Source organism: Nocardia sputi (genome assembly GCF_023501985.1).
The window spans coordinates 360307-384206 of the sequence record NZ_JAMFLC010000002.1; the positions used below are offsets into that span (position 1 = coordinate 360307).

Here is a 23900-nt window from a genome sequence, read left to right on the forward strand (position 1 = left end):
TAGCCGCGTGTGAAAAAGGCGTAATCGTGTCACGGACCGGCCTCACCTGCGGCGACGCAACCCAACCGAGACTGGTTTGTCCGCTTTTGTTGTGACCTGCCACACTCCCCACTGCTACGGTGGCGGTCAACACGCCGTATTGGTTCGCTAGGTCGAGTACCGACGCGAGGGTTTTTGTGGAGGTTTGTTCGACATGAAGCTGGCCCACACGCTGGAATTTGTGAAGGCGCTAGGGGTGCTGCGGAGCGCGGGCGTCAGTGACCCCAAAAAACCGCTGGAAACGCTGCGGACGATGAAGGAGTCCAAGATCCTCGGCCCGCAGGCCACCCTGATCCGGCACTCCGCGCGGGTGGCGCCGGACGCGCCCGGTCTCGCCGACGAGGCGGGCACCCTGACCTATCGCGAGCTGGACGAGCAGTCGACCGCGATCGCGCGCGGCCTGCAGGCGGCGGGCATCAGCGAGGGCACGGTGATCGGCGTGCTGGCGCGTGACCACCGCGGGCTGATCCTTTCCATGGCCGCCGCGGGCAAGCTCGGCGTGCGCGTGGCGCTGATGAACACCGGGTTCGCCAAGCCGCAGTTCGCCGAGGTGTGCGCCCGCGAGAAGGTCAAGGCGGTGCTGCACGACAGCGAGTTCCTCGGCCTGCTCGACGCCCTTCCCGCTGATCTGCCCCGCTATCTGACCTGGGTCGACGAGGGCACCGCACTGCCCGCGGGCGCGCAGACGCTCGACGACCTCATCGCGGCCAACTCGACCGAACCGTTGCCGGCTCCCAGCAAACCGGGCGGCTTCATCATCCTGACCAGCGGCACCACCGGCTTGCCGAAGGGTGCGCCGCGCACCAAGGTCACCCCGCTGTCCACCGCCCAGTTCGTCGACCGCATTCCCTTCCCGCAGCGCGGCACCCAGGTGATCGTGTCGCCGATCTTCCACAGCACCGGTCTGGCCACCTGGCTGGTCGGCGCGGCTTTGGCCAACAAAGTGGTGGTGCGCCGCCGCTTCGACGCCGAGGCGACGCTGCAGATGATCGCCGACCACCAGGCCGACATGCTGGTGGCGGTGCCGACGATGCTGCACCGGATGGTGGAGCTCGATCCGGCGATCCGGGCGAAGTACGACCTCTCGTCGCTGAAGGTGATCATGCTGGCCGGCTCCGCGCTGTCGCCCGAGCTCACCATCAAGGCCACCGAGGCGTTCGGGCCGGTGCTCTACAACCTCTACGGCTCCACCGAGTGCGCCGTCGCGACCGTGGCGAACCCCGAGGACCTCGCCCTGGCGCCCGGCACCGTCGGACGTCCGCCGATCACCTGCGAGGTGCGGCTCTACGACGACAACGACCAGCAGGTCACCGCGATCAACACCACCGGCCGCATCTTCATCCGCAGCGGAGCTCCCTTCGAGGGTTACACCGACGGCCGCACCAAGCAGGTCATCGATGGCTTCATGTCCAGCGGCGACGTCGGCCACTTCGACGAGAACGGGCTGCTGATGGTGGACGGCCGCGACGACGACATGATCGTCTCCGGCGGCGAGAACGTTTTCCCGCAGGAGGTGGAGAACCTGCTGCTGGAGCGGCCCGACGTCTTCGACGTGGCCGTGGTCGGCGTGGACGACCCGGAGTTCGGAAAGCGGCTGCGCGCCTTCGTCGTCCCGGAACCGGGCCAGGCGCCGGACGGCGAGGAGATCAAGGCGTACGTCAAGAACAACCTGGCGCGCTACAAGGTGCCGCGCGAGGTGGTCTTCCTCGACGACCTGCCGCGCAACGCGACCGGCAAACTGCTGCGCCGCGTGTTGGTGGACTACGAGGTCCAGGCCTGATCCGCAGCGGGCCGGGCGACCACGCCCGGCCCGCTACCGGCCGGTAGCGACCGCTGAGATACATGACACATCCGGTTACACGAGCTTGCTACTGTTAGCGCCAGCACTGGGTACCGAAATTGCGGTTCGCACCACCCGGAGGACCACCGGGTGGCACCGCCGGAAGGTTGTCGTCGATGTCTCTTTCCCTCCCCGCGTTGGCCGGTAGCGCCCGTAAGGCGGGCGATCTGGCCCTTGGCGTGAACGTGATGGTCAAGCGGCGGCTGTTCAATCCGCTGCGCCCCGACCACGCCGCCCGGTCGGCGTTCAACGTTCTGAAGTTCGGTCCGTTCGCGGGCGTCGTCATGCACGCCGCGCAGACCAGGCCGCACGCCGCGGCCATCGTCGACGAGCGCGGCGAGCTGACCTTCGGCCAGCTCAACGAACAGTCCAACGCCCTCGCTCGCGGGTTGCAGAGCAAAGGCATCAATCCCGGTGACGTGGTGGCGATCCTGGCGCGCGACCACCGCGGCATGGTGCTGAGCCTGCTGGCCACCGGCAAGCTCGGCGTGCGCGGGGTGCTGATGAACACCGGGTTCGCCAAGCCGCAGTTCGCCGACGTCGCCGAGCGTGAGCAGGTCAAGGCGGTGCTGCACGACAGCGAGTTCTTCGACTTGATGAGCGCCATTCCCGCCGCGATTCCGCGCATCCTCACCTGGGTGGACGAGAAGGACGACGCCGATACCGCGATCCCGACCATCGACTCGATGATCGAAGGACAATCCGGCGCTCCGCTTCCCGCACCCGCGAAGCCGGGCGGCATAGTCATCCTGACCAGTGGCACCACCGGCACCCCCAAGGGCGCGCCGCGCGATCGCGTGAGTCCGTTCGCCTCGGCTCAATTCGTCGACCGGGTGCCGCTGCCCAACAACGGCACCATGATCATGGCGGCGCCGATCTTCCACGGCACCGGCCTGTCGCAGTTCACCCTCGGTCTCGCGCTCGGCAACCGGGTGGTCTTCCAGCAGCGCCGCTTCAACCCCGAGCAGACTCTGGCGAATATCGCGAAGTACCGGGCGGATTCGCTGGTCGTGGTCCCGACCATGCTGCAACGCATGCTGGACCTGGACGAGAACGTGCTCGCCGAGTACGACGTCAGCAGCATCAAGGTGATCTTCGCGGCGGGCTCGGCCATCGCACCGGACGTGGTGACCCGCGCACTGGACCACTTCAACGACAGCCTCTACAACCTCTACGGCTCCACCGAGTGCGCCGTCATGACGGTCGCGACGCCCGAGGATCTGCGGAAGGCGCCCACCACCGCCGGTAAGGCTCCGGTCGGCATCCGGATCGTGCTGCTGGACGAGAACCGCAAGCCGATCACCGAGCCGAACGTCACCGGAACGATCTTCGTGGACAACGGTTTCGCCTTCACCGGCTACACCGACGGCCGCACCAAAGAGGTCGTCGACGGCATGATGAACAGCGGCGACGTAGGCCACTTCGACGCCGACGGTCTGCTCTACATCGACGGACGCGACGACGACATGATCGTCTCCGGCGGCGAGAACGTCTTCCCCCTGGAGGTCGAGAACCTCATCGCGGGACGCGAGGACATCTTCGAGGCCGCCGTCGTCGGCGTGGACGATCGCGAGTTCGGCAAACGGCTGCGCGCCTTCGTCGTCCCCGGACCGGACAGCAAGCGCGACCCGCAGGAGATCAAGGACTACGTCAAGGCCAACCTCGCCCGCTACAAGGTCCCGCGCGAGGTGATCTTCCTCGACGAGCTGCCCCGCAACGCGACCGGCAAGCTGCTGCGCAAGCCGCTGATCGAGATGGAGGTGGACGCGGGCTGATCCGCGTCCACGGCTTCCGGGCGGCGTGGTTCTCGCCCGTCCGGAAGACCGAAGTAACTCCACCTCGAATGTGCACGTCGCCGCGAGTTTCGGCCGAGCCGACTCGGTCCGTCGGGTGCAATCTGTCGGCTATCATCAGCGGGTGAGTTGCGAGTTCGACCGGTCTGCCGCGGGACGTCGCGGCGCCGTCGCGCGGGTGCGCGGTGGTTCGGCCGGTGCGATCTCAGGAGCGATTTCCGTCGCGGCGCACGGCTGGGCCTCCGGCGGCATGCTGCCCGACACCACCGCATTGGCGCCGCGTCCGCCGTGATCGGCGCGCTGGTGGCGGGCGCGGCTCCGCTGCGCGACACCTCGGCCGGGCTGGTCGCGGCGCTGGTAGCCGGTCAGCTACTGGGGCACTTCACCATGGGCATCGGCTCGGGACACCTGCACCACGGTGACGCGCAGCTGACCCCGGCCATGATCACCGCGCATGTATTCGCGGCATGCGCCGCCGCCATCGTGATCCGCGGCGCGGAGGCCGCCTACCGGATCGGCACCGCGGTGTTGCACCGCGTTCTTCCGGTGCGCCATGTCCCGCCCGTCGTCGTGGTTCGAGCTCCACTGCGGACCACCCATCGCGATCGGGTGGTCCTGCGGCTGTTCACCACCGACGGGCTGCGTACTCGCGCCCCGCCGCTCACGGTCGTCGTCTGAACCTTTCCCACACCCGGGGCATGGAGCAACTGTGGCGTGAGTGTCGCTCACGGCCACGGTCCGCACCGTGCAGCACGGCGTAGCCTCGCACTCTCGTGCCCACGCCTGAGCGTGCCGACACGCGACGCCGTCGCCCGGTCGCAAGCCATTCTTCCGCGCACCGCGGCGAGATCGCGCTTTCCCGAGTGCGCCCGTTCGCCGTCGACCAGGCCAGTCGTCGCACATGGTTGAACGACGATCGGGCCACGAGGCATGCGCTCTTGCCGAAACGGCTTCGAGCCGACGTCAACCGGGAGAACCGCCTGCGACCGGCGTCCGGGTTCCCGCCGTCAGAAACGAAACGACCGTGAATACAACAGAAACAATCACTGCCGACGCCGACTTACCGGAGCCGTCGGACTCCCCCGGCCCACGCCGGTCCACCGCGCGCAACAGCCTGACCGCGCTGGCCGGACGGCTGCACTTCTACGCGGGGGTGTTCGTCGGGCCGTTCATTCTCATCGCGGCCGTCACCGGCGCGCTCTACGCGATATCGCCGACGATCGAATCGATCGTGTCGCGCGACCTGCTGACGGTCACGCAGACGGGAACGCCGAAACCGCTGTCGGAGCAGGTCGGCGCGGCCGTCGCCACCCGACCGAACCTGCCACTCGTCGCCGTAGCCCCGGCCGCGGACGCCGAAGGCACCACGCGCGTGCTGTTCGATGACCCGACGCTGGGCGAATCCGAGCGGCGGGCGGTATTCGTCAACCCGTATACCGCTCAGCCGGTGGGCGATGCCGTCGTATACGGCAGTTCGGGGGCGCTGCCGCTGCGCACCTGGATCGATCAGTTGCATAGGGATCTGCACCTGGGCGACACCGGCCGGCTCTACAGCGAGCTCGCCGCGTCCTGGCTGTGGATCGTCGGGTTGGCCGGTCTGGTCATCTGGGTACGCCGAGTGCGGGCCCGACGCGCCCGCAACGGCTGGGGCTGGCTGCTGGCGGCCGACCGTACGCAGCGCGCGAGGGGGCGCACCCTGAACTGGCACGGTGCGGTCGGCATATGGGTGCTGCCTTTGGCATTGCTGCTGTCCGCGACCGGTATGACCTGGTCGACCTACGCGGGCGAGAACATCACCGAACTGCGTGAGCAGCTCAGCTGGACCACGCCCGCGGTCAGCACCGCACTCCCCGGAGCCGCTGCGCAAGAGCATGATCCCGGCTCCGACCACCACGGCGGCGGCCACGCGGCGCACACGCCGTCCGACCCGACCGAACAGATCACCCGACTGGATCGGGTGTACGCGACCGCGCGCTCCGAAGGCATCACCCAGGCAGCCGAGATCGCCGTGCCCGCCACGCCGGACAAGGCATTCGCGGTGAAGGAACGACGGATGCCCGGCACCTACACCGTCGACTCGGTGGCCGTCGACGGTGCGAGCGGCGCGGTCACCGACCGTCTGGCCTATGCCGATTGGCCGCTGATGGCCAAGCTCACCAATTGGGGCATCCAGTTCCACATGGGCCTGATGTTCGGGCTGCTCAATCAGTTGCTGCTGCTCGCGGCGATGATCGGCCTGATCACGGTGATCGTGCGCGGCTACCTGATGTGGTGGCGCAGGCGCCCGACTCGCGACGCCGGACGATTCGCCATCGGCCGGGCTCCGCGGCGGGGCGCGTTGCGCACGACCCCGCTGTGGGTGATCGCGCCACTGCTGGCCGCCGCGTTGGTGATCGGCTGGTTCGTCCCGCTGGTCGGGTTGAGCCTGCTTGCGTTCCTCGTGATCGACGTCCTGATCGGCGTCGCCGGACGGGTGCGCGCCACCTCGTAATTCCCATACCCCGGGGCTAAAGCCCGTCACTCAACGACCTATCGAACGTCACCGGTATGGCCGTCGTACAGCCATGCCTCGAAGACCAAGGATTTCCATGCAGATCACGAAACTCGCCCTGGCCGCCGCAGTCACCACCGCGGCGCTGAGCATCGCCGCGGGCACCAGTTCCGCCACCCCTGCAGCGCCCGCCGACGCCACCTCCGTCGAGACCGCTCCCGCCGACCCCGCAGCTGCCGACCCTGCGCCTGCCGAAACCTCGCCCGCCGAAACCTCGCCCGGCGACACGGAGTCGGTCGACACGGAGTCGGTCGGCTTCACCGCGTACGCCACCGAGACCTCGAGCATCATCACCACCGATTCCGGCTCGCTGGTGGTCGAGGACGGTGCGTTGAAGATCAAGGCCGCCGACGGCGCCGTCGTCGCGGGAGCGCCCTTGACCTTCCGCGTCGACGACTTCGAATTCCCCATCGCCGCCGAGATTTCCGAACGCACCGCGACGTTGACCCCACAGTTCGACTTGGCACACGCGACCTACAAGCCGGTCGCCCTGCCGTTCGAGGACAAAGCGCCGTGGAAGACCGAATACGACCGTGAACAGGCGGCCTGGTCCCGGATGACCAGCACGATCGGCATGGGCGCCAGCATCGGCACCCTGGTCGGCGGCATCGGCGGCGCCTCGGTCGGTTGCATCCTGGGCGGCATCGCGGGAGCGACCATCGCCGCGGCCACCATCGTCGGCATGTTCGGCCCGTTCATCCCGGCCGCCGCCGTCGGCTGCCTCGGCGGCATCGTCGCGGTCGGCGCCCTCGGCACGGTCGCGGGCCAGATACTGGTGACGGCCCCCGTCGCCATCGGCGCGGCGATCATGTACTTCAGCACGATCAACGCGCCGTTCAAGGGGCAATGAGCTGACCTGCGTAAATATCCCGGTTGAACAGGGCTGACCAGGGACTTTGCAAGCATAGTGAGTTCCATCACAGCGGCTCCGGTTCGGGACATTCCCCCCGAACCGGGGCCGCGCTGCACCACAGGAGGGTATCGAACCTTGGCCCTTTTCTCCCCGGTAGGGATGGCTGCCCCGAGCGCGACCCGAACCACACCCGACCACACGGTGAGCCCAGCGAGCGTGGATGGCTAATGGTCGCGGGATAGTCCGCGTGAGCGTTCCTGTCCTTGTCCGGTGCCGCCACGCTCAACACTCGGCGCAGAACCAGGCGGCTGCCTCACGGCCGCTTGTGGATGCTGCGCCTGCCCCAGCCAGAGAATTTTTTCGACCTCCGACAGATGTCCTTTCTCGTCCAACTCCTTGAACGCCGCGTTCCGCGCCTCGTTCAGGGCCTTCAAGGCAGCGGCTTCACGTTCTTTCGCTGCCGTGCGTGCCTCGGCTGCTTCCCGCTCAGCCCTGGCGGCGTCGGCCGCTTCTCGGGCCGCTTGTTCTCCAGCGTCGGCGGCTTCCCGTTGCGGGTACTGGCTGGGTGGCGGGAACTCCTGCGCCACCCGTTCGGCCGCCTCACGTTCCACCCGCGCCCGCTCGGCTTCCGGCGTTCGGCCTGCTTGCCTGGCTCGCTCGGCTTGCTCGCGGGCCTGCCGGTCGCGTTCGACCTGCTGTGGAGCATCCGCCCGGCCACGCGCAGCCGCTTCCCGGAACTGCTGCATCTTCCGGAATTTCTCGGCTCGATCTTGCGCCCGCACTATCTCACGCAGCTTCGCGAGCCGTTCCCGCGCTCGGTCGGCGCGATTCAGCTCGTACGGCCGTATAAGCTCCAATTGCTGAGATACCAGCGACTGGCCGAGTTTCATGGCGCGGAGTGCGTCAGCGCGAGAAACGACCACATGCTGAAACTTGTCGCCGAAATCGCGGGCCATGTCCTGAAGCTCTTTGGCTATCTTGGGAGGTATCTGCTCGCCGGCTACCGTCTCCCATCGGCTACTGGCCAGCATTCCGGCGTCCAGACCTGCTCGCTCTTTTGTTAGCTGCTCGCGTGCGTCTCGCTCATTGATCCGCCCCGATTTACGCTCCAATCCTCGGGTGCCTCGATTTTCGGTGCGAGCGTTGTCCAGCACACGCGGGCCTTTGCTGGTCTCTATTCTGAACTGGCGCACCCAGCCTTTATCAGGAGTTTCCTCTAGCTCGTGCGCCCTGCCCAGTTCGAAATAGAGACCCTTTTCATAGTTGGTCAGTCGCCGTCTGATTGCATCGTATTCGTCGGGCATGACAGCGCCCACCCCCCGTCTACCGAGCGTTCTATGTGCCCTTCCGGGCTTTGCGTATGTCACGGGCGGCCGACGTGATCACATAATCCGCCATACCAGGACCATCGTCTTCGAGAAACAGATAATCCGTCATCGAGAAGATACTTCGAACTTCTTCGCCGTTGCCGTCATGTACCGCTGGGCTGAAATCGGTATACAGCGGGGCACTGCTCCATTCGGGGCGGTTGGTCCACGCCATTCCTGCTCGCCGCACAAAGCATTCACCGTAGAATCGAATGAACTGATCCGCAGCTTTGCGATTATCGGGTTCCAGGAATCCCGCCCGACTGCCGAAGAATGCCTTCGCCGCTTCTAGAACGTGCATTGTCAGCGGCGGCATCCACCAATTATCCGAATAGTCGGCGATCCCCGGAACGGTGGCAGACAGGAAGTCTCGAATTTGCGATTCCATGCGTTCTGGCGCTACCCATTCAAGGAATGCTTGGGTTTTGTCATCGAACTCAATATCGAAACCGAATTGTTCGTGGTCCACTGCTGGGCCTTCCCTCTTGCTGGCTGTCTGGGATCGAGTTTCCGGGCTACAGTTTCGCCTCCGCCCTCGTCACTGGGCAAACGGTGGACAGTGCCGGAGTGTTGCAGTTGCCGGATGTCACCCTGATTCGGCTCGTATCGGGGATACTCGGTCATCGATCACCCGGAGTCCGACGGCTGGGCATTCTCCGTGTGGGCCGAGATGAGAGTCGATCATGCCGCCTGTGGCTACCGGCACCATCACTGGGCAGTCGGGAGCTGGGCAGTTCACCGACATGAGAGTGAGGGTGCTGGCGCGGAATACCGCTGCGGTGCACTGCGACAGCAACACTGTGTGGGTTACTGGCGGGTGGGGCATTTCGGGCGTGTGCATAGCCGGGCCTTCTGGAGATGGAGTCAGCCGAGTGAATACCGTTGTTTCTCAGAACATCTGGTAGGTCGGGAGAAGGCTGGCGGGCGGCTCGGTCGGGCACACCGATGCGAAGTCCCCGTCCGCGCAGCCTTCCCCCTTTTGGGTGCCCCGACACGTGGCTGCTTCCCATGTGGTGCAAAGGGGACCAGGAGTCGCGCATCGTTTCCAGGGCGGTCTGTGTGGATCAGGTGTTATTGAGGTGCTGGCCGATGATCGCGGGTATCAACAGGTCCAGGAACGTGATGTCGTCGGCGGCGGGAATGTTGTCAATGATCGGATCGAGTACCGGGCCGGCGTACAAGCGGCCGGTGTGTGGTGCGGCGGCGGTGCGGGCGCTGGAGATCAGCTCGAAGACGACCATCGCCATCAGGCGGACACGGATGGTCTCGGTCATCCCGTCCCGAACGGCAACCGCGGTGCCGGCCGCGAGGGTGCCGATCACGTCAGTGAGGACGTCGAGCTCTGCGGCGCTGCGCTCGGCGTCCTGGTCGTCGGTCATCGTCCCGCCCGCAGCGGCTGGGCTGGCAGCGGGGCGGGCTGGGCGGCGTGTCCGGGGAATAGTGTGGGGCCGAACACGACGCGGATACCGATCCACGGGCATTTCTGGCCTCCGAGTGCGATGTCCATCGGAGAGTCGTGATCGGCCATTAGGCCGTTGAGGATCTTCACCATCTGCCCGAAGCAGTTCATGGATGGGCATTTCACCGAGGACACCTCACCGGTTGCCGGATTCAGGGTGGCCATGCCGCAGTGTTCGACGGTGATCCACGGGTCACAGCCCGGTCCGCATCCCAATGGCCCTGTGGCGATGCCGCTGTGGTCAGGCATACGCCACCACCCGGCGCTGTCGCGCGTGATGGGCGGCGCATCCCCGGATGGCCTCGACCACGAGCCACCCCGGTGGGCGGTAGGAGTCGCGGGGCGGCTGCACCCAGGCCCGGAACAAGCCGGGACGCTGCCCCGGACCGGGTAGCGCGATGTCTCCGGCACGGAGGATGGACACGTTCAGCCGCGACATCTCCGCGAACAACCGGATGTCCTCGGGCAGGTCGGAACCGGTCAGGAAAGTCCAACGCTGCGAACGCGGATGCGTCAGCACCGGCCCAGGCCGGTGGCCTGCGCACTGCATCCACGTTTTGATCTCTGAGCCGATGAAGGCGGGCATCATCAACCCACACACCCGGCCCGCACGCAGCGTGATCCGCCCCAGATGCGGTGGGTGCACCTCGGCAGGCAGATCGCACACCTTTCGGTAGAAATGGCACACCGACAACGGTGTGTTCCCAGTTCTTTTCGGCGAATCCATGAACATGTCCCCTGACTTGAACGATTGACGCTGCGTCTTGGATGGAATGGGTGAACCTGAAACCGGGGCGGGCATTTGCCACCGGAGACAATGCGCCGTGCTCGTCTCTGATGCCCTCTCGTAGGTGGGGTTTGGGTTGTGCGAGAGGCTTTCCCGGTTCCGGGTACATATCCAAGGTTGCCGGGGGAGGATTCTGGGTGGAAGGTAGGGCAGGCGCATGTTTGACCAATCGATACCAGTGGAGTCGACAGGGGGCGCAGTGACGGGTGTGACGGTGTGGACTGGCGCTGATGTGAAGGCGCTTCGGACTGCATGCAGGCTCACGCAGAACGACCTTGCGGAGGCTTTGCGTTGCAGCCAGCGAACGGTCAGTTTCTGGGAGGGCCGTCCTTCGGTGCAAGTGGGTGTTGCCCATCAGGCGGGTCTGGACAGACTGCTGGCGGACGCGGACCATGGGGCACAAGATCGGTTCCGGAAGTTGATTGGAGACGACGTGGATCGGCGACAATTCTTTGCCGCAACTGGCGTGTTGGTGGGTGCATCTGCGCTGCGCGGCGATGATGTACCGATAGTCACGCCGGATGCGATCGGTCATTTGCGCACAACCATCCACTCGGCGATGCTGCTGGATGACCAGCTGGGCTCGAACGCGGCACAGCCGATCATCGAGGCTCAGTCGCGGGCCTGTACGGCACTGTTGCGTGACTGCCCGTCGAGACTTCGCCCGGAGCTTCAGTCCCTAACCAGCGAAGCCACCGCAAGCAATGCGTGGGCAGCATGGGACCAGGGGCAATACGAGAAGTCCGATCGGCTTTTCGTTGCTGCGTACGACCATGCGACGGACGCAGGTGATCAGGATGTGGCGGTTGGGATGCTGTGCCACAGAACCCAGCTCGCGATCTGGACCCATCGGTACCAGGCGGCGGCCGACTTGGCCGATGCAACCATGAGGCTGCCAGTGGCAGATCCGAGAATGGCCGACTACATGCTTCTGCAATCGGCGCAGGCGTACGCGTACGCGGGGCGGTCACGTGAGGCGTGGCCACTTCTGGATCGAATCTCGGGGAAGCACGCCAACCCGACAACGCCTGACGTCTCGTACGCGTACTACATGAGTGATTGGCTCACCGGTCTCCTGACGAGCAAGAGTCTGGAAATGGCAGGCGAGACGCGCGCGGCGGTCGAGACAATCGAAGCATCGATCGATCACATCCCCGAGACTGACGTGCGAGACCGTGCGCTCGCTTTGCTCCACCTGACAAAACTGACTGTCCGGGAGGACCTTGATCGGGCATGCCGGGCAGCGGAACGTGCTGTTGAACTGTCGAAGATCAACACATCGCCACGCCTGCGGGAGGTTTACCTCAACACACGTGCCACGCTCGCACCATGGGCACGATCGAGTGCGGTGCGCCGATTGGATTCGATAGCGGCTGACGTGTTGTAGAGGCTGCGCTTTCAGGCGCACAGCATCGATGGGCACAACTGGGACAACAGACTCGGTGCCGCGTCGCGTGCGACGACGAACGCCTCACCAACACCCACCGCGTCCCCTCCGGCGCAGGCCGCGCCAGGCCCTCCACCAAGCACTTGTGTCAACGTCGGTCGAAACGTGGATCTGGCACGGATTTCGTGATTCGGTCGGTACGGATTCATCAGTCGCGCAACAGGATCGCTTCCGAAGGAGGCCTGTTTTGCGGGCCCGTACATCTGGCGTTGATCATCTTGATGCGGTCGACATGCTTGGCCGGTGATTGCTCGGGCGGATTCGCTGGTTTGAGGCATGCCGTTCACCAGGGTCCTGGCCCGAATAGAATCGGTGGAGGGGGATCGTTCGGTGCTTGCTGAGCTATGAAGTCGGTGAGGTCGTCGAGGCGGCAGACTTTGACTGCATATATTTCGCGGCCCCATGAACCAGTGACAGGGTCGGGCTCGTGGGGGTCGTCAGGCGGAGGCCAGAACGAATACACCAACGGGCAACGTCGCGGTCCTTCTCCTGAGTAGTCGCCGGTCGCCATCGCGACGTGCTCGCCTCGGCCCCACACCACTAGGTCGCCACGAACGGGCTGGGGTACGGCCAGGTTCCCGGGGAGGTACTCGTGCCGCTCCCGAGGAAATAGCTTGGAGACAAAATCCCTACCAGGCACTTTGTCGGTGAAAAAGCGTAGTTGCTGCTTCGACATGATGCCGAGCCGGGCAGCCACCCAATGGGATAGCTCCCAGCAGCACAGTGCTGATTCTGCATGTAACTCGGGGATCGGTCTGTCCGATTCATCTCGGTACCAAGCCTCGAACTCACGTTTCGGCCGGTCTGCGGGGTGGAAGACCGCCCACCGCGCGCGAATACCCGCGGCTCGCATGCGGTCGAATTCATCGGCGATGGCCTCGCCGTTGGCTGCGGTCGTCCGATTCGAAGGAACCGACTGCGCAGACGCGATGGCGACGGGTTCAACCGGCGTATCCAGTTGATTCAGCCGAAACTGCTCGTCGACGCGGGTGTCGGCGACCACGGTTGACTTCATCACTCCGGCAGTTTCGCTGATGAACCGAGCAGCGGTGCGGCCGGCGCCTTGAAGAGAGTCATCGATTCGATTGCGGACCTGCGCCATAACACCGCCGTAGTCGTAACGCAGCAAACAGACTCCCTACTCGTCGTGGAACGTCAGTGGTAATCGCGGTCAGGCTTGGGCTTGACTTCCAGTATCGCCTCCTATGCGGACAACTCCACGCCGAGGATCCATTCGACCTCACCGATCGAGTCGGTCTGACCCTGCCCTGGAGCAGCGGGCCTGCATAGGGCATGTCAACCGCATCAGGAGGATCGACGGTGGCGGCCCGTGCGAAGCATCGAACGGTTCTTCGGGCAATACCGAGCCGAGCGCCGATCGACCGCACGCTCACGCCGTCGGCGAGGAGTGCGTGGACCGTAGCGTAACGTGCGTCGGTCCGCACGGCCCGCTTGTCCGTCCGGTCTGCCGGTGGCGCGACCACGTCGGGAATGACCGGGGTGGCGCCGATCCGCGCTCTCTGAATCGGTGTCGGTGATGGTGTCGAGGCAGTCTCGGTATGGGGGTCGCCAGGTACGGATCGGGCAGCGTCCGGATCTGCCGCAGCGGGCCAACGTGCCGCATCCTTTCGTGTTCCTCGCACACGTCACGGCGTGTGCGAGGCACGCGATCTCGCGAAGAACGCTTATTTCGGCAGGGCGGTGATGCATTCGTACATATGGCCGTCGAAGGAGGACATGGGCGCAACGCTCCACAGCATTCCGGTTGCTTCCAAGCTCGGTGTGTAGATTTCGCTGCCGGTGCTGTTGAAGTAGCCGAACGAGCTTCCGCTGAACTTCTTGTCCGACGTGTTCAGGTATTCCGACATCGTGTCCACGAACGCGGCGAAGCGCGCCGCGTCGGTGGATTCCTGCTCCGCTACCGCGGCGGCGTTCTGCGACCAGTCGTCGTATTGCTCCATCAGCGAGCCGGCAGGCGCCGGTGTGCCGGAGGGGAACGCGATGGCCTCGTAGATGCGAGACCGGTCTGTGAAGCCCGACAGCGTCCAATAGATCGAAGACGCGTCGCCACGATCGATACTGTCGACATCCGTCATGTGGCAGACGCCGTAGGCGTGGACGTCCAGTCGCAGGCCGAGGTTGCTCAACCAGCTCGGTAGCGCCTCCTCGAACCGGCTCAGACAGTCCTCGTCGTCGTTGCCGTTCTCTTCCGCCTGGGTGGCGGCCATCAAGCAGGCGAGCTGGTACGCGCCGTACGCGTCACCCCGGCCTCCGTTGGTGGCCGGTAGGCGACTTCTCAGCGCCTCGGGGTTCTGCATTTCCTTTCGGGTGGGCATCTCGAAGATCTCGACCTTCTTCATTTCGGACCCTCCTCTGCTCGCTGTTCTCGGGCATTGGCCACAACGAAAGCGTCATAGCCGCAGCAGCAAGAATGGCGGTGCGCGTTCTCGGATGTCCTCGCACGTTTCGGGTGGTCCTCGCGGTGTGCGAAGGGTTGTCCGGGCGACGACGTCAGGAGGCCGAGGTGGTGTGGCGGGTGACGAGGAACGGGATCAGCAGATCGAGGGGGGACAATTCGTTGACGGTGGGCTGGTTCTCGACGAAAGAATCGAGGATGGGGGCGGCGTAGAGACGACCGGTCTCGGGCCCGGCCGCGGTCCGGGCGCTGGCGATCAGCTCGTAGAGCACGACCGCTATCACGTGGGCCCGTCGGCAACGAGGGCGCCGACCGTGGCGGATGGCGTCGGTGAGTGCCGCGTCGACGGCGGCGATGGTGTCGGTGAGGACGGCTATCTCGGCTTCGGCGCGTTCGTCGTAAGGACCGTGGGACGTGGCAGGCGCATCAGGCATGGGTCCGCACCAGCCGCAGCCCGCCCACAAGGTCCCGGATGGCCGCGACGACGGTCCACCCGGAAGGCCTGAACGAATCGCGAGGCGGGGACAACCATTCCCGGAACCGGCCGGGCCGCTGCCCCGGACCGGGCAGCGCCACGACGCCTCCGGCCCCCACGATGGACACGTTCACCCGGAACATCTCGGCGAACAGCCCCATCTCCTGGGACAGATCCGGACGGATCAGGAAGGTCCACCGGCGCGACCGTGGATGGGTCAGGATCGGCCCCGCCCGGTGACCGTGGCTGTGCATCCACGCGTGCACGTCCCGGCCCGATGACGCGGGCATCGTCAGCGCCCACACGGCCCCGGTCCGCATCACGATCCGCCCCGGATGCGGCGGATACACCTCTGCGGGCAGATCGCACACCTGCCGGTAATAGGCGCAGCGGGATGACGGCGTGTCCCCGTACGGGATGTTCTGCACTGATGGTCCCCTCGCGGTCGTCGGTCGACCCGGAACCGGACCGGGAACATCAGGCGGCTCAATGCGTGTGCACGCTTCCGACGTCCCGTCACACAGCGGTTCGTTTGCCCGACAGCGTTTCTCGGTTTCGGGTACAGATACCAGCGTGCCGGTGCACTATGCCTGGTGGAAGGCAATGCACACGCAGGCTCGAGCAATCGGCAGCAATGACCGTCCAGCGGGCAAGGGGGCGCCGTGGCAGAGGTGACGATGTGGACCGGCGCGGATGTGAAGACGCTCCGGGACGCGTGCAGATTGACCCAGAGCGACCTCGCGGAGCTGCTGCGTTGTGGTCAGCGCACGGTGAGCTTCTGGGAGAGCCGACCGAACCGTCAGGTCGGTATCGGCCACCAAGCGCGGCTGGACAGGGTTCTCGAAGATGCGGACCATGGGGCACAAAAGCGTTTCCGGGCGTTGATTGGAGACCTAGACGTGAACCGGCGAGACTTCATCGCCGCCACCGGTGCGGTCATCGGCGCGGCGTCAATGAGCGGCAGCGGAGGTTCCCCAACCGTCACCCCGGACGCGATCGGTCATCTGCGCAACAGCGTGCACACCGCGCAACTACTGGACGATCAGCTGGGCTCCGACGCGGCTCGGCCGATCATCGAAGCGCAAGCGCAGACGTGCGCGTCGCTGCTGCGCGACTGCCCGGCGAATCTGCGCCCGGCCCTGCAATCGTTGACCGGAGAGGCCACGGCCAGCAGCGCTTGGTCCGCGTGGGATCAGGGCGACCTGAGCAAGGCCGACAGGCTGTTTCGGCTCGCCTACCAGCATGCGGACGAATCCGGTGACACCGACATCGCGACCGGCGTCCTCTGCCACCGCACGCAGTTGGCGGTTCAGATGCGCCGATACCGGACCGCCGCCGCCATCGCGGACGGCATGCTGCGCCCGCACGTCCAGGACAGGCGCGTCGAGGACTTCCGGAAGCTGTGCGCGGCACAGGCGTTCGCGTCCGACGGACGAAAGTCCGACGCGTGGCGCCTGCTGATCGCAGTCAGCGACGAGTTCGTCGAGCAGACGACACCGGACGAGTCGTACTGCTACTACCAGAGTGCGTGGACGACCGGCGCCATGACCGCCCGCTGCCTGGAAACCGGTGGCGAGCTGGGTGTGGCGGCCGACACGATCGAAGGGGTGCTCGGGCTCATTCCCGCCCATGCCACCCGTGACCGGGCGTTGTGGAATCTCAGCCTCGCGCAGCTGACAGGTTCGCGTGATCTCGACCGCGCGTGTGAAGCCGCCGAGCGGGCCCTGCGCCTGGCCGCGCAGAACACGTCGCCGCGGCTGCGACAGGCGTACGCGCAGACCCGTGCGACGTTCGAACCGTGGGCTTCGGCGCGACCGGTCCGTGAGCTGGACACCTACGCGGCGACCGTCTTGGTGTAGCCCTCGCGGCGCTGGGCCTGTTTGTGCTCCCGATGCCCGGGTAAGCGATCAAATGTCCCGAGTCGCCCCCAAGGGAGCGCTTGTCAACCGAAGAACGCCCGTCCGTGCGATCGTGCGGGTGGGCGAGGAAAGGGGTAGCAAGTGAGCACAATGGCCGCCACGGTGGACGTCGAGGTCCCGGTTCGCACCGCCTACAACCAGTGGACGCAGTTCGAGTCGTTTCCGCAGTTCATGGAAGGTGTGGAAGCGGTTCAACAGCTCGATGACCGGCATATGCACTGGCGTGTCCATGTCGGCCCGTCGACGCGGGAGTTCGACGCCACCATCACCGAGCAGCATCCGGACGAACGCGTCGCCTGGAAGTCCGACAGCGGGCCGAAGCACGCGGGCGTCGTCACCTTCCATCGGCTCGATGACACCCACACCAGGGTGACCGCGCAGATGGACGTCGACCCCGAAGGGTTCGTGGAGAACGTCGCCGACAAGCTCGGCGTGCTGAAGCACCGCGTGAACGGTGACTTGCAGCGCTTCAAGCACTTCATCGAAGGCCAGGGCCACGAAACCGGCGCTTGGCGCGGCGACATCCCGCGTCCGGACGCGGGTGGAACCGGCACGATGCCGGGTGAGACTCCTCGCCCGGGCGCGGGCGGAACCGGCAGTTTGCCCGGTGAGACTCCTCGCCCAGGCGCGGGCGGAACCGGCATGCCCGGCGGAACTCCGCGTCCCGGTGCCGGCGGAGCCGGCACATGGCCCGGTGAAACCAACCGCCCGGGAATCTGATCCGTCCGACCAGCCACGGAGCCCCCGGCTTGCCCGGGGGCTCCGTCGTCGCTCAGGCCGAGTCCTCGCCAGCGGCGCTCTCGTCCGCGGGGGTGTGCGGTTCGGGCGGCACCTGGACCGGGCGCAGCAGCGCCCAGGCCACGAAGGCCGCGGCGACGGCGCCCATACCGAGCCCGGCCCACAGATTCACCTCGACGCCGCCGGTCTTGGCCTGCTGGGCCGCGGTGTCGTCCACCAGGCTCGTGACGACGAGAACGATCGCGTAGCAGCCGAGCAACGCGCCGACGATGGTACGGATATCGAAAAGCATTGCGGGGCTCCCTATCCGACGAGAATGTTGAGCGCGATCACGAGCACGAGCGCGATGCCCGCGAGCAGGACCGGGCGCTGGTACCAAGGCAGCGAACCGGCCTCTGGGTCGGTGCGGATCTCCTTCGGGGTCTCCGAGTACACCAGCCCGACCAGTTCCGACGCGGGTTTCGGCTGCGTCACCTGGGTGACGGCGACGCTGACCACGATGTCGACCACGAACGCGACACCGGCGGCCACGAAACTCGCGCCTTGGCCGGACAACTCGAACACCTTCATCTCGTGCAGGATGAAGACCGCGATCGCCGAAGCGGTTCCGCAGACCAGGCCCATCCAGCCCGCTGTCGGTGTCATCCGTTTCCAGAACATGCCGAGGATGAAGGTGGCGAACAGCGGCGCGTTGAAGAAGCTGAACAGCGTTTGCAGGTAGTCCATCATGTTGCTGAACCCGGAGGCGATGAACGCGGTGAAGATCGCGGCTACGGTCGCCCCGACGGTGGCCAGCCTGCCCACGCCGAGGTAGTAGCCGTCCGGGCGGTCGCGGCGCACGTACTGCTGCCACAGGTCGTAGCTGAACACCGTGTTGAACGCGGAGATGTTGGCCGCCATGCCCGCCATGAACGCCGCGAGCAGGCCGGCGAGCCCCACGCCGAGCAGGCCGTTGGGCAGCACGTCCTTCATCAGGTACAGCAGCGCCTGGTTGTAGGTGGTGTCGCTGTCCACGTCGGGATTCGCGGTGACCGCCGCCTTGTACTCCGCCATCTGCGGCACCAGGACGGCGCTGATCATGCCCGGGATCACCACGATCAGCGGGATGAACATCTTCGGGTAGGCGCCGATGATCGGCGTGCGCCGCGCCGCCGAGATGGAATGCGTCGCCATCGCGCGCTGCACTTCGACGAAGTTCGTGGTCCAGTACCCGAACGAGAGCACGAAACCCAGTCCGAACACGATGCCGAGGATCGAGAGGAAGTCGTTGGCGAACCCGCTGAGCGCGTTGCCCGCCCAGGACTCCAATTGTTCCGCGCCGCCCGGTGACGCGCCGACCTTGTCCTGCAGCCCCTCCCAGCCGCCGACCTTGTGCAGGCCGACCAGGGTGAGCGGCAGCAGCGCGGCCACGATGACGAAGAATTGGAGCACCTCGTTGTAGATCGCGGCCGACAGACCGCCGAGGGTGATGTAGGAGAGCACGATCACGGCGGCCACGATCACCGACACCCACAGCGGCCAGCCCAGCAGCACGTTCAGGATGGACCCGAGCAGATACAGGTTGACCCCGGCGATGAGGATCTGAGCTACGGCGAAACTCAGCGCGTTCACCAGGTGGGCGCCCGTGCCGAAACGCCTGCGCATGAACTCCGGCACGCTGCGCACTTTGGAGCCGTAGTAGAACGGCATCATCACCACGCCGAGGAACAGCATGGCCGGTATCGCGCCGATCCAGAAGTAGTGGAAGGTCGGGAACCCGTACTCCGCGCCGTTGGCGGACATGCCCATGATCTCGACGGCGCCGAGGTTGGCCGAGATGAACGCCAGACCGGTCACCCAAGCGGGAAGCGAGCGCCCGGACAGGAAGAAGTCGATGCTGGAGGACACTCGCTGCCTGGCCAGCAGGCCGATGCCGAGCACGAACACGAAATACAGTGCCACCAGCGCGTAGTCGACCGGCTGCGCGTCCAGGCGTAGCGTCTCGGCGGCCTGCAGGTGCGGGGACGAGGCGACCAGGTGCAGGTCGGACGCGATCGGCGCGGCAGCGAGAACGGGTGGATCGGCGAGCGGCACAGCGTTCCTCCTGGCGGTGAAACCGGGGCGTCGAGCGAGATCGTTCGTCGCGGGAAGGTCGTGCGTCGTGCTGGTCCTGCCCGGTGCGCGCGACCTCTCGTCGCCCCGCCGAATGGTGTCGGCTGACACCTACTGTGCGTGATCATGCCCGACCGGCGTGGCACATTCGCGCACAAATTCTGGACGGTCGCTCAGCCGATTCGGTGCGCTCCCGCGGCGGGAACCACCACGAACGTGCGCGGAGCGGGAAGATCCGATGCGGCGAAACGCCGTGCCACCGCCCGCGCCACCGCCGCGGCGCGGTCGTGATCGACCAGCGCGATGGCGCTTCCGCCGAAGCCGCCGCCGACCATCCGCGCGCCGTGCGCCCCCGCCGCCAGCGCCGCGTCGACCGCCGCGTCCAGGGCCGGAGTGGACACCTCGAAGTCGTCGCGCAGCGAGGCGTGCCCCGCGGTCAGTATCGGGCCGATGCCCCGGGGGTCTACACCCTTCCGCAATTTCTCGGCAACCGTGAGCACCCTGGCGTTCTCGGTCACGACGTGCCTGGCCCGGCGGCGCAGCACGTCGTCGGCGATCCGGTCGGCGTCCGCCGCGGACGCCACGTCGCGCAAGGTGGTGACGCCGAGCGCCGCGGCCGCCGCCGCGCACTGTGCGCGACGCTCGGCGTAGCCGCCGTCGACCAGTTCGTGCGGCTGCCCCGTATCGATCACAAGCAGTTCGAGTCCGAAGCCGCCCAGGTCGAACGGGATCTGCTCGTGCCCGCGCGGCGCGGTGGTGTCGGCGGCGAATGCTCGCACGTCCAGCAACAGCGCGTGCCCGGCCGTGCACAGCATCGCGGCCGACTGGTCGAGCAAGCCGGTCGGGGCGCCGACGAAATCGTTCTCGGCGGCGCGGGCGATGTCGATCAATGCCCGGTCCGACAGCTCGGGTGCGAACAGGTCACGCAGCGCGACGGCCACCGCGCAGGACAGGGCTGCCGAGGACGACAGCCCCGCCCCGATCGGCACCGCACCGTCGAGGTCGAGATCCACGCCGGGGACCCGGTGCCCGCGCCGGGTGAACTCGGCGACCACCCCGAGCGGATAGCGCGCCCATCCGGGCACCAGCTCCCGCTGACCCGCCAGGTCGGACACCGCCGCGAGCACCGGCTCGTCCCGCTGCCGCGAGCCGACCCACACCCGCCCGTCGGTGCGCGCCGCCGCCGTGCACCGCACCACCAGCGGTAGTGCGATCGGCAGCACGTAGCCCTCGTTGTAGTCGGTGTGCTCACCGATGATGTTGACCCGCCCCGGCGCCACCCATGTCCGCAAACTCGGTTCCTCGCTGTTCTTCCTCGGTCGTGTCAGGTTACGAGACACGCCGCCCGAGCTGTGTTTTCGGCGCGCTCGGGTGCGCGATCGGCCTTCGTGACGCACAGTCGAATTCGACGCAAAGTCGGCCTGCAAATCCTGTGGCCGCGTCGAATCGGGAGGGCAGCATGGTTCACGACACCTCACGCGGCGACCTTCGCGCGCGGCCTCGCCCGGATCGGCTGCGGCCGCCGCTGGACCGGGCGCACCCGGCGCCGCTGACGATCGAGCTCGGCGCGGCGACCGGCGTGGGACCGACCGCCATGGCGGCGTTCGACGCGGCGCTGCGCGACCTCGGCGTGGGTGAGGCCAACCTCATCCGGTTGTCATCGGTCATTCCGCCGCGCGCTACCGTCGAACGCATCGGCCGGGTGCGCAAGCCGATCCTCTGGGGTGATCGTCTCTACTGCGTTTACGCCGTGGGGCACGCGTACGGGCGCGGCTCGACCGCCGCGGCGGGCATCGGCTGGGCGCTGCGCGACGACGGCTCCGGCGCGGGACTTTTCGTGGAGCACGAGGCCGAGACCAGCGCAGAGGTGACCGCGCTGATCCGGGCCAGCATGGCGGACATGACCCACCGCCGCGGCGGCGGCTTCGGCCCGGTCCAGTTGTGCACCGTGGACGCCGCCTCCGACGGCGACCCCGTCTGCGCGCTAGTGCTGGCCGCCTACCACACCATTCCGTGGGGTCCGCGATGAACGAGATCTCCGTGACCGTCGAGACGACGATCCCGGAGGAAAGGATCGAGATCTTCCACCGCCTCTACGAGGAGGCGTTCGGACCGCTGCGCGCGAAGGCCATCGCACGGCAGGTGCTGCGTCCCGAGGAGTTCCGGGAGGAGATGGTGGATCCCCGCGTGCAGAAGTACGTGGCGCACGCGGATGGGGAGCCGATCGGCGTGACCACGCTGACCAGGCACCTGGACACCGTGCCGTGGATCAGTCCGGACTATTTCGCGGCCCGTTACCCCGAACACGCGGCACGCGACGCGATCTACTACGCGGGTTTCACCCTTGTTGCGCCAAGTGCCCGCCAAGGGGCGGCCTTCCATGCCATGATCAAATCAGTTGTCCAGGTTTTGGTTGGCGAGCGTGCGGCGGTCGGTTGGGACATCTGCTCGTACAACAACACTCGGTTCTCGTTCGCCGACAGCATTCGGGCGGTGCTGGACGAACAGGCGAACGTCGAAGTCGCGGTGGAAGATTCACAGATCTACTACGCGGCCCGGTTCACCGGGGACGGAGCGACCAAGGGGGGCTGATGACACCCAGTGAACAGCCACAGGCCAGCTGTCGGCGCAGTCTCGGGTTCGGCTGGTACGCGGTGCTTCTGGGGGGAAGCGGGGCCGCGATCGCGGTCCATCTGGCGCTCGACTCACAGGTGGCGGCGCTCGTGACGATGGTGATCATCGTCGGCGAGACGCTCGCCATGATCGCCGTCGGAGTGCGCACGCACCGGCCGGCTCATCCGCTGCCGTGGTATCTGCTGTCCGGTTCGGCGGTGCTGTTCGCCTCCGGCACCACGCTGCGTGACGTCGGCGACCACGCGGTCCATCCGCTCGACGACGCGTTCACCCTGCTCGGTTATCTCGGCGTCGGGATCGCGGCGCTGATCTGGTTGTGGCCGCGCCAAGTGCACGGCGACTACGACCTGCTGCTGGACTCGGCCCTCATCGGCCTCGGCGCGCTGCTGGCCTCCTGGACCTTCCTCATCTCACCGATCCTGCAGTCGACTCAGAATGGCTTGGACGTACTGGTCGCGGCGACCTACCCGGTGCTCGACGCGGCGCTGCTGACCTTGGTCGCGCACTCGATGGCCACCTCGACGCGCGCGGAGACCTCGCTCTGGCTGCTGCACGCCGGACTGGTCGCACTGCTGCTCGGCGACCTGGGCTACAGCCTGGAGACCGCGGGCGCGACCGCGCTCGGGCGCGAGATGCTGCTGGCTCCCCTGCTCGCCGCCTACGCCACCGTGGGCGTCGCGGCGCTGCACCCCACCATGGCCACCCTCGGCACGCCGCGGCGCATCCACCCGCACCACTCCAGACAACGCGCCAGCCTCATCGCGATCGCGCTGATCGTGGCCTCGCTGGTGCCGGTCGTGGGGTCCAGTCTCCACCCGCTCGACCGCGTGGTGGTGTCATCGCTGTTCGCGCTGCTGCTGATCGGCATGCTGGTGCGGAGTGAACGCGCGATCGTGCGCAGCGCCCGCAGCGAGCGGCGCGCGCAATACCAGGCCGACCACGACATGCTCACCGGACTGCTGAACCGCGCCGCGCTGCTGCGCGCCCTGCGGCAGCACGGGGAACAGTGGGCCGAACAACCGATCTGCCTGCTGTTCATCGACCTCGACGGATTCAAGCGGGTCAACGACAGCTACGGGCACGCCGTCGGCGACGAACTGATCGCCACGGCGGCGGCCAGGATCCGGCGCGTGGTGCGCCGCGACGACGTGGTGACCCGCTACGGCGGCGACGAATTCGTCGTGCTCTCCCCGCTCGCCCGTCCGGAGGCAGCCGTGCTCGCCGAGCGTCTGCTCGGAGCGTTCGTGCGGCCGTTCGGGCTGAGCGCGGGCGAGATCCCGATCACCGCGAGCGTCGGCGTCGCGTGCGTCGCTCCGCGCGGCGCGCACACCGACGTCCACAGCTTGCTCCGGGATGCGGACGCGGCCATGTACCACGCGAAGCAGTACTCGATGGGCTACGCGTTCCACGACGACGTGCGGCGCGCGCCCACCGACACCGAGCGCCGCATCTGGCGCACGGCCACTCGATCCACCAGTCCGGCGGTGTGAC

23 protein-coding genes and 1 pseudogene are annotated in these 23900 nt (G+C 66.7%); 12 read left to right on the forward strand and 12 right to left on the reverse strand.

Going from position 1 to position 23900, the window contains the following annotated elements; genetic code table 11:
• The first annotated feature begins 193 nt into the window (after positions 1-193).
• The 6 genes from M8859_RS04270 to M8859_RS04295 all read left to right on the forward strand — a co-directional run bounded on the left by M8859_RS04270 (position 194) and on the right by M8859_RS04295 (position 7073).
• On the forward strand, positions 194-1819 hold the full coding sequence (locus M8859_RS04270; protein ID WP_159920959.1) for an acyl-CoA synthetase: 1626 nt from the start codon (positions 194-196) through the stop codon (positions 1817-1819).
• A gap of 176 nt (positions 1820-1995) precedes the next feature.
• A complete protein-coding gene (locus M8859_RS04275) occupies positions 1996-3654 on the forward strand; it encodes an acyl-CoA synthetase (protein WP_159920957.1) in 1659 nt (552 codons plus the stop codon).
• 142 nt (positions 3655-3796) lie between these two features.
• Entirely contained in the window at positions 3797-3964 is a 168-nt protein-coding gene (locus M8859_RS04280; protein WP_249643879.1) for a hypothetical protein, read from the forward strand.
• The gene (locus M8859_RS04285; RefSeq protein ID WP_249643880.1) at positions 3961-4350 is read left to right on the forward strand and encodes a hypothetical protein; all 390 of its coding nucleotides are present in this window, start codon (positions 3961-3963) and stop codon (positions 4348-4350) included. Before M8859_RS04280 ends, M8859_RS04285 begins: the two co-directional genes overlap by 4 nt.
• Positions 4351-4696: 346 nt before the next feature.
• Positions 4697-6163 (forward strand): PepSY-associated TM helix domain-containing protein, encoded by a 1467-nt coding sequence (locus tag M8859_RS04290; protein ID WP_249643881.1) that lies wholly within the window; start codon positions 4697-4699, stop codon positions 6161-6163.
• A 97-nt stretch (positions 6164-6260) separates the two neighbouring features.
• On the forward strand, positions 6261-7073 hold the full coding sequence (locus M8859_RS04295) for a DUF8020 domain-containing protein (RefSeq protein WP_249643882.1): 813 nt from the start codon (positions 6261-6263) through the stop codon (positions 7071-7073).
• Between the two features lie 227 nt (positions 7074-7300).
• Here the strand turns inward: M8859_RS04295 and M8859_RS04300 are convergent, their stop codons facing one another.
• From M8859_RS04300 to M8859_RS04320, 5 genes are all read right to left on the reverse strand, one after another.
• Complete coding sequence (locus M8859_RS04300; protein WP_195069412.1) at positions 7301-8380, reverse strand: hypothetical protein; 1080 nt, start codon at positions 8378-8380, stop codon at positions 7301-7303.
• A 31-nt stretch (positions 8381-8411) separates the two neighbouring features.
• A complete protein-coding gene (locus M8859_RS04305; RefSeq protein WP_195069413.1) occupies positions 8412-8912 on the reverse strand; it encodes a hypothetical protein in 501 nt (166 codons plus the stop codon).
• Between the two features lie 595 nt (positions 8913-9507).
• Positions 9508-9822, reverse strand: coding sequence for a hypothetical protein (locus tag M8859_RS04310; protein ID WP_195069414.1), 315 nt, complete (start codon positions 9820-9822; stop codon positions 9508-9510).
• Positions 9819-10151: a hypothetical protein gene (locus tag M8859_RS04315; protein ID WP_249643883.1), complete on the reverse strand. Its 333-nt coding sequence runs from the start codon at positions 10149-10151 to the stop codon at positions 9819-9821. The genes M8859_RS04310 and M8859_RS04315 overlap by 4 nt, the downstream gene beginning before the upstream one ends.
• Positions 10144-10629, reverse strand: coding sequence for a DNA-directed RNA polymerase subunit beta (locus M8859_RS04320; RefSeq protein ID WP_195069416.1), 486 nt, complete (start codon positions 10627-10629; stop codon positions 10144-10146). The genes M8859_RS04315 and M8859_RS04320 overlap by 8 nt, the downstream gene beginning before the upstream one ends.
• A gap of 259 nt (positions 10630-10888) precedes the next feature.
• On the opposite strand from M8859_RS04320, the gene M8859_RS04325 reads away from it, so the two are divergent.
• The gene (locus tag M8859_RS04325) at positions 10889-12076 is read left to right on the forward strand and encodes a helix-turn-helix transcriptional regulator (RefSeq protein ID WP_195069417.1); all 1188 of its coding nucleotides are present in this window, start codon (positions 10889-10891) and stop codon (positions 12074-12076) included.
• 343 nt (positions 12077-12419) lie between these two features.
• On the opposite strand, the gene M8859_RS04330 is transcribed toward M8859_RS04325, so the two are convergent.
• The 4 genes from M8859_RS04330 to M8859_RS04345 form a co-directional block, all read right to left on the reverse strand.
• A complete protein-coding gene (locus M8859_RS04330) occupies positions 12420-13265 on the reverse strand; it encodes a hypothetical protein (RefSeq protein WP_195069418.1) in 846 nt (281 codons plus the stop codon).
• 556 nt (positions 13266-13821) lie between these two features.
• On the reverse strand, positions 13822-14496 hold the full coding sequence (locus M8859_RS04335) for a hypothetical protein (RefSeq protein ID WP_159920939.1): 675 nt from the start codon (positions 14494-14496) through the stop codon (positions 13822-13824).
• 151 nt (positions 14497-14647) lie between these two features.
• On the reverse strand, positions 14648-14986 hold the full coding sequence (locus tag M8859_RS04340; protein WP_195069419.1) for a hypothetical protein: 339 nt from the start codon (positions 14984-14986) through the stop codon (positions 14648-14650).
• On the reverse strand, positions 14979-15455 hold the full coding sequence (locus M8859_RS04345) for a DNA-directed RNA polymerase subunit beta (RefSeq protein WP_195069420.1): 477 nt from the start codon (positions 15453-15455) through the stop codon (positions 14979-14981). The genes M8859_RS04340 and M8859_RS04345 overlap by 8 nt, the downstream gene beginning before the upstream one ends.
• Before the next feature lie 249 nt (positions 15456-15704).
• On the opposite strand from M8859_RS04345, the gene M8859_RS04350 reads away from it, so the two are divergent.
• Positions 15705-16886: an NsdA family TPR-like regulatory protein gene (locus M8859_RS04350; RefSeq protein WP_500797149.1), complete on the forward strand. Its 1182-nt coding sequence runs from the start codon at positions 15705-15707 to the stop codon at positions 16884-16886.
• A gap of 150 nt (positions 16887-17036) precedes the next feature.
• Positions 17037-17483 (forward strand): annotated as a pseudogene (locus M8859_RS04355) (SRPBCC family protein); the annotation flags it as partial.
• A gap of 235 nt (positions 17484-17718) precedes the next feature.
• Here M8859_RS04355 and M8859_RS04360 read toward each other — a convergent pair.
• The 3 genes from M8859_RS04360 to galK form a co-directional block, all read right to left on the reverse strand.
• Positions 17719-17976: a hypothetical protein gene (locus tag M8859_RS04360; RefSeq protein ID WP_159920929.1), complete on the reverse strand. Its 258-nt coding sequence runs from the start codon at positions 17974-17976 to the stop codon at positions 17719-17721.
• Between the two features lie 11 nt (positions 17977-17987).
• Entirely contained in the window at positions 17988-19700 is a 1713-nt protein-coding gene (locus tag M8859_RS04365) for a sodium:solute symporter family protein (RefSeq protein WP_195069565.1), read from the reverse strand.
• 248 nt (positions 19701-19948) lie between these two features.
• Positions 19949-21067 carry a galactokinase gene (gene galK / locus M8859_RS04370; protein ID WP_195069422.1) on the reverse strand — a complete coding sequence of 373 codons (1119 nt, stop codon included), beginning with the start codon at positions 21065-21067 and terminating at the stop codon, positions 19949-19951.
• Between the two features lie 167 nt (positions 21068-21234).
• Between galK and M8859_RS04375 the strand changes: the two genes are divergently transcribed.
• Genes M8859_RS04375 through M8859_RS04385 form a run of 3 tightly spaced genes read left to right on the forward strand, consistent with a single transcriptional unit; the run spans position 21235 to position 23899 of the window.
• Positions 21235-21804 carry a pyruvoyl-dependent arginine decarboxylase gene (locus M8859_RS04375; RefSeq protein ID WP_249643884.1) on the forward strand — a complete coding sequence of 190 codons (570 nt, stop codon included), beginning with the start codon at positions 21235-21237 and terminating at the stop codon, positions 21802-21804.
• Positions 21801-22367 carry a hypothetical protein gene (locus tag M8859_RS04380; RefSeq protein WP_195138914.1) on the forward strand — a complete coding sequence of 189 codons (567 nt, stop codon included), beginning with the start codon at positions 21801-21803 and terminating at the stop codon, positions 22365-22367. The genes M8859_RS04375 and M8859_RS04380 overlap by 4 nt, the downstream gene beginning before the upstream one ends.
• Positions 22367-23899: a GGDEF domain-containing protein gene (locus tag M8859_RS04385; RefSeq protein WP_195069424.1), complete on the forward strand. Its 1533-nt coding sequence runs from the start codon at positions 22367-22369 to the stop codon at positions 23897-23899. The genes M8859_RS04380 and M8859_RS04385 overlap by 1 nt, the downstream gene beginning before the upstream one ends.
• Position 23900 lies beyond the last annotated feature (1 nt).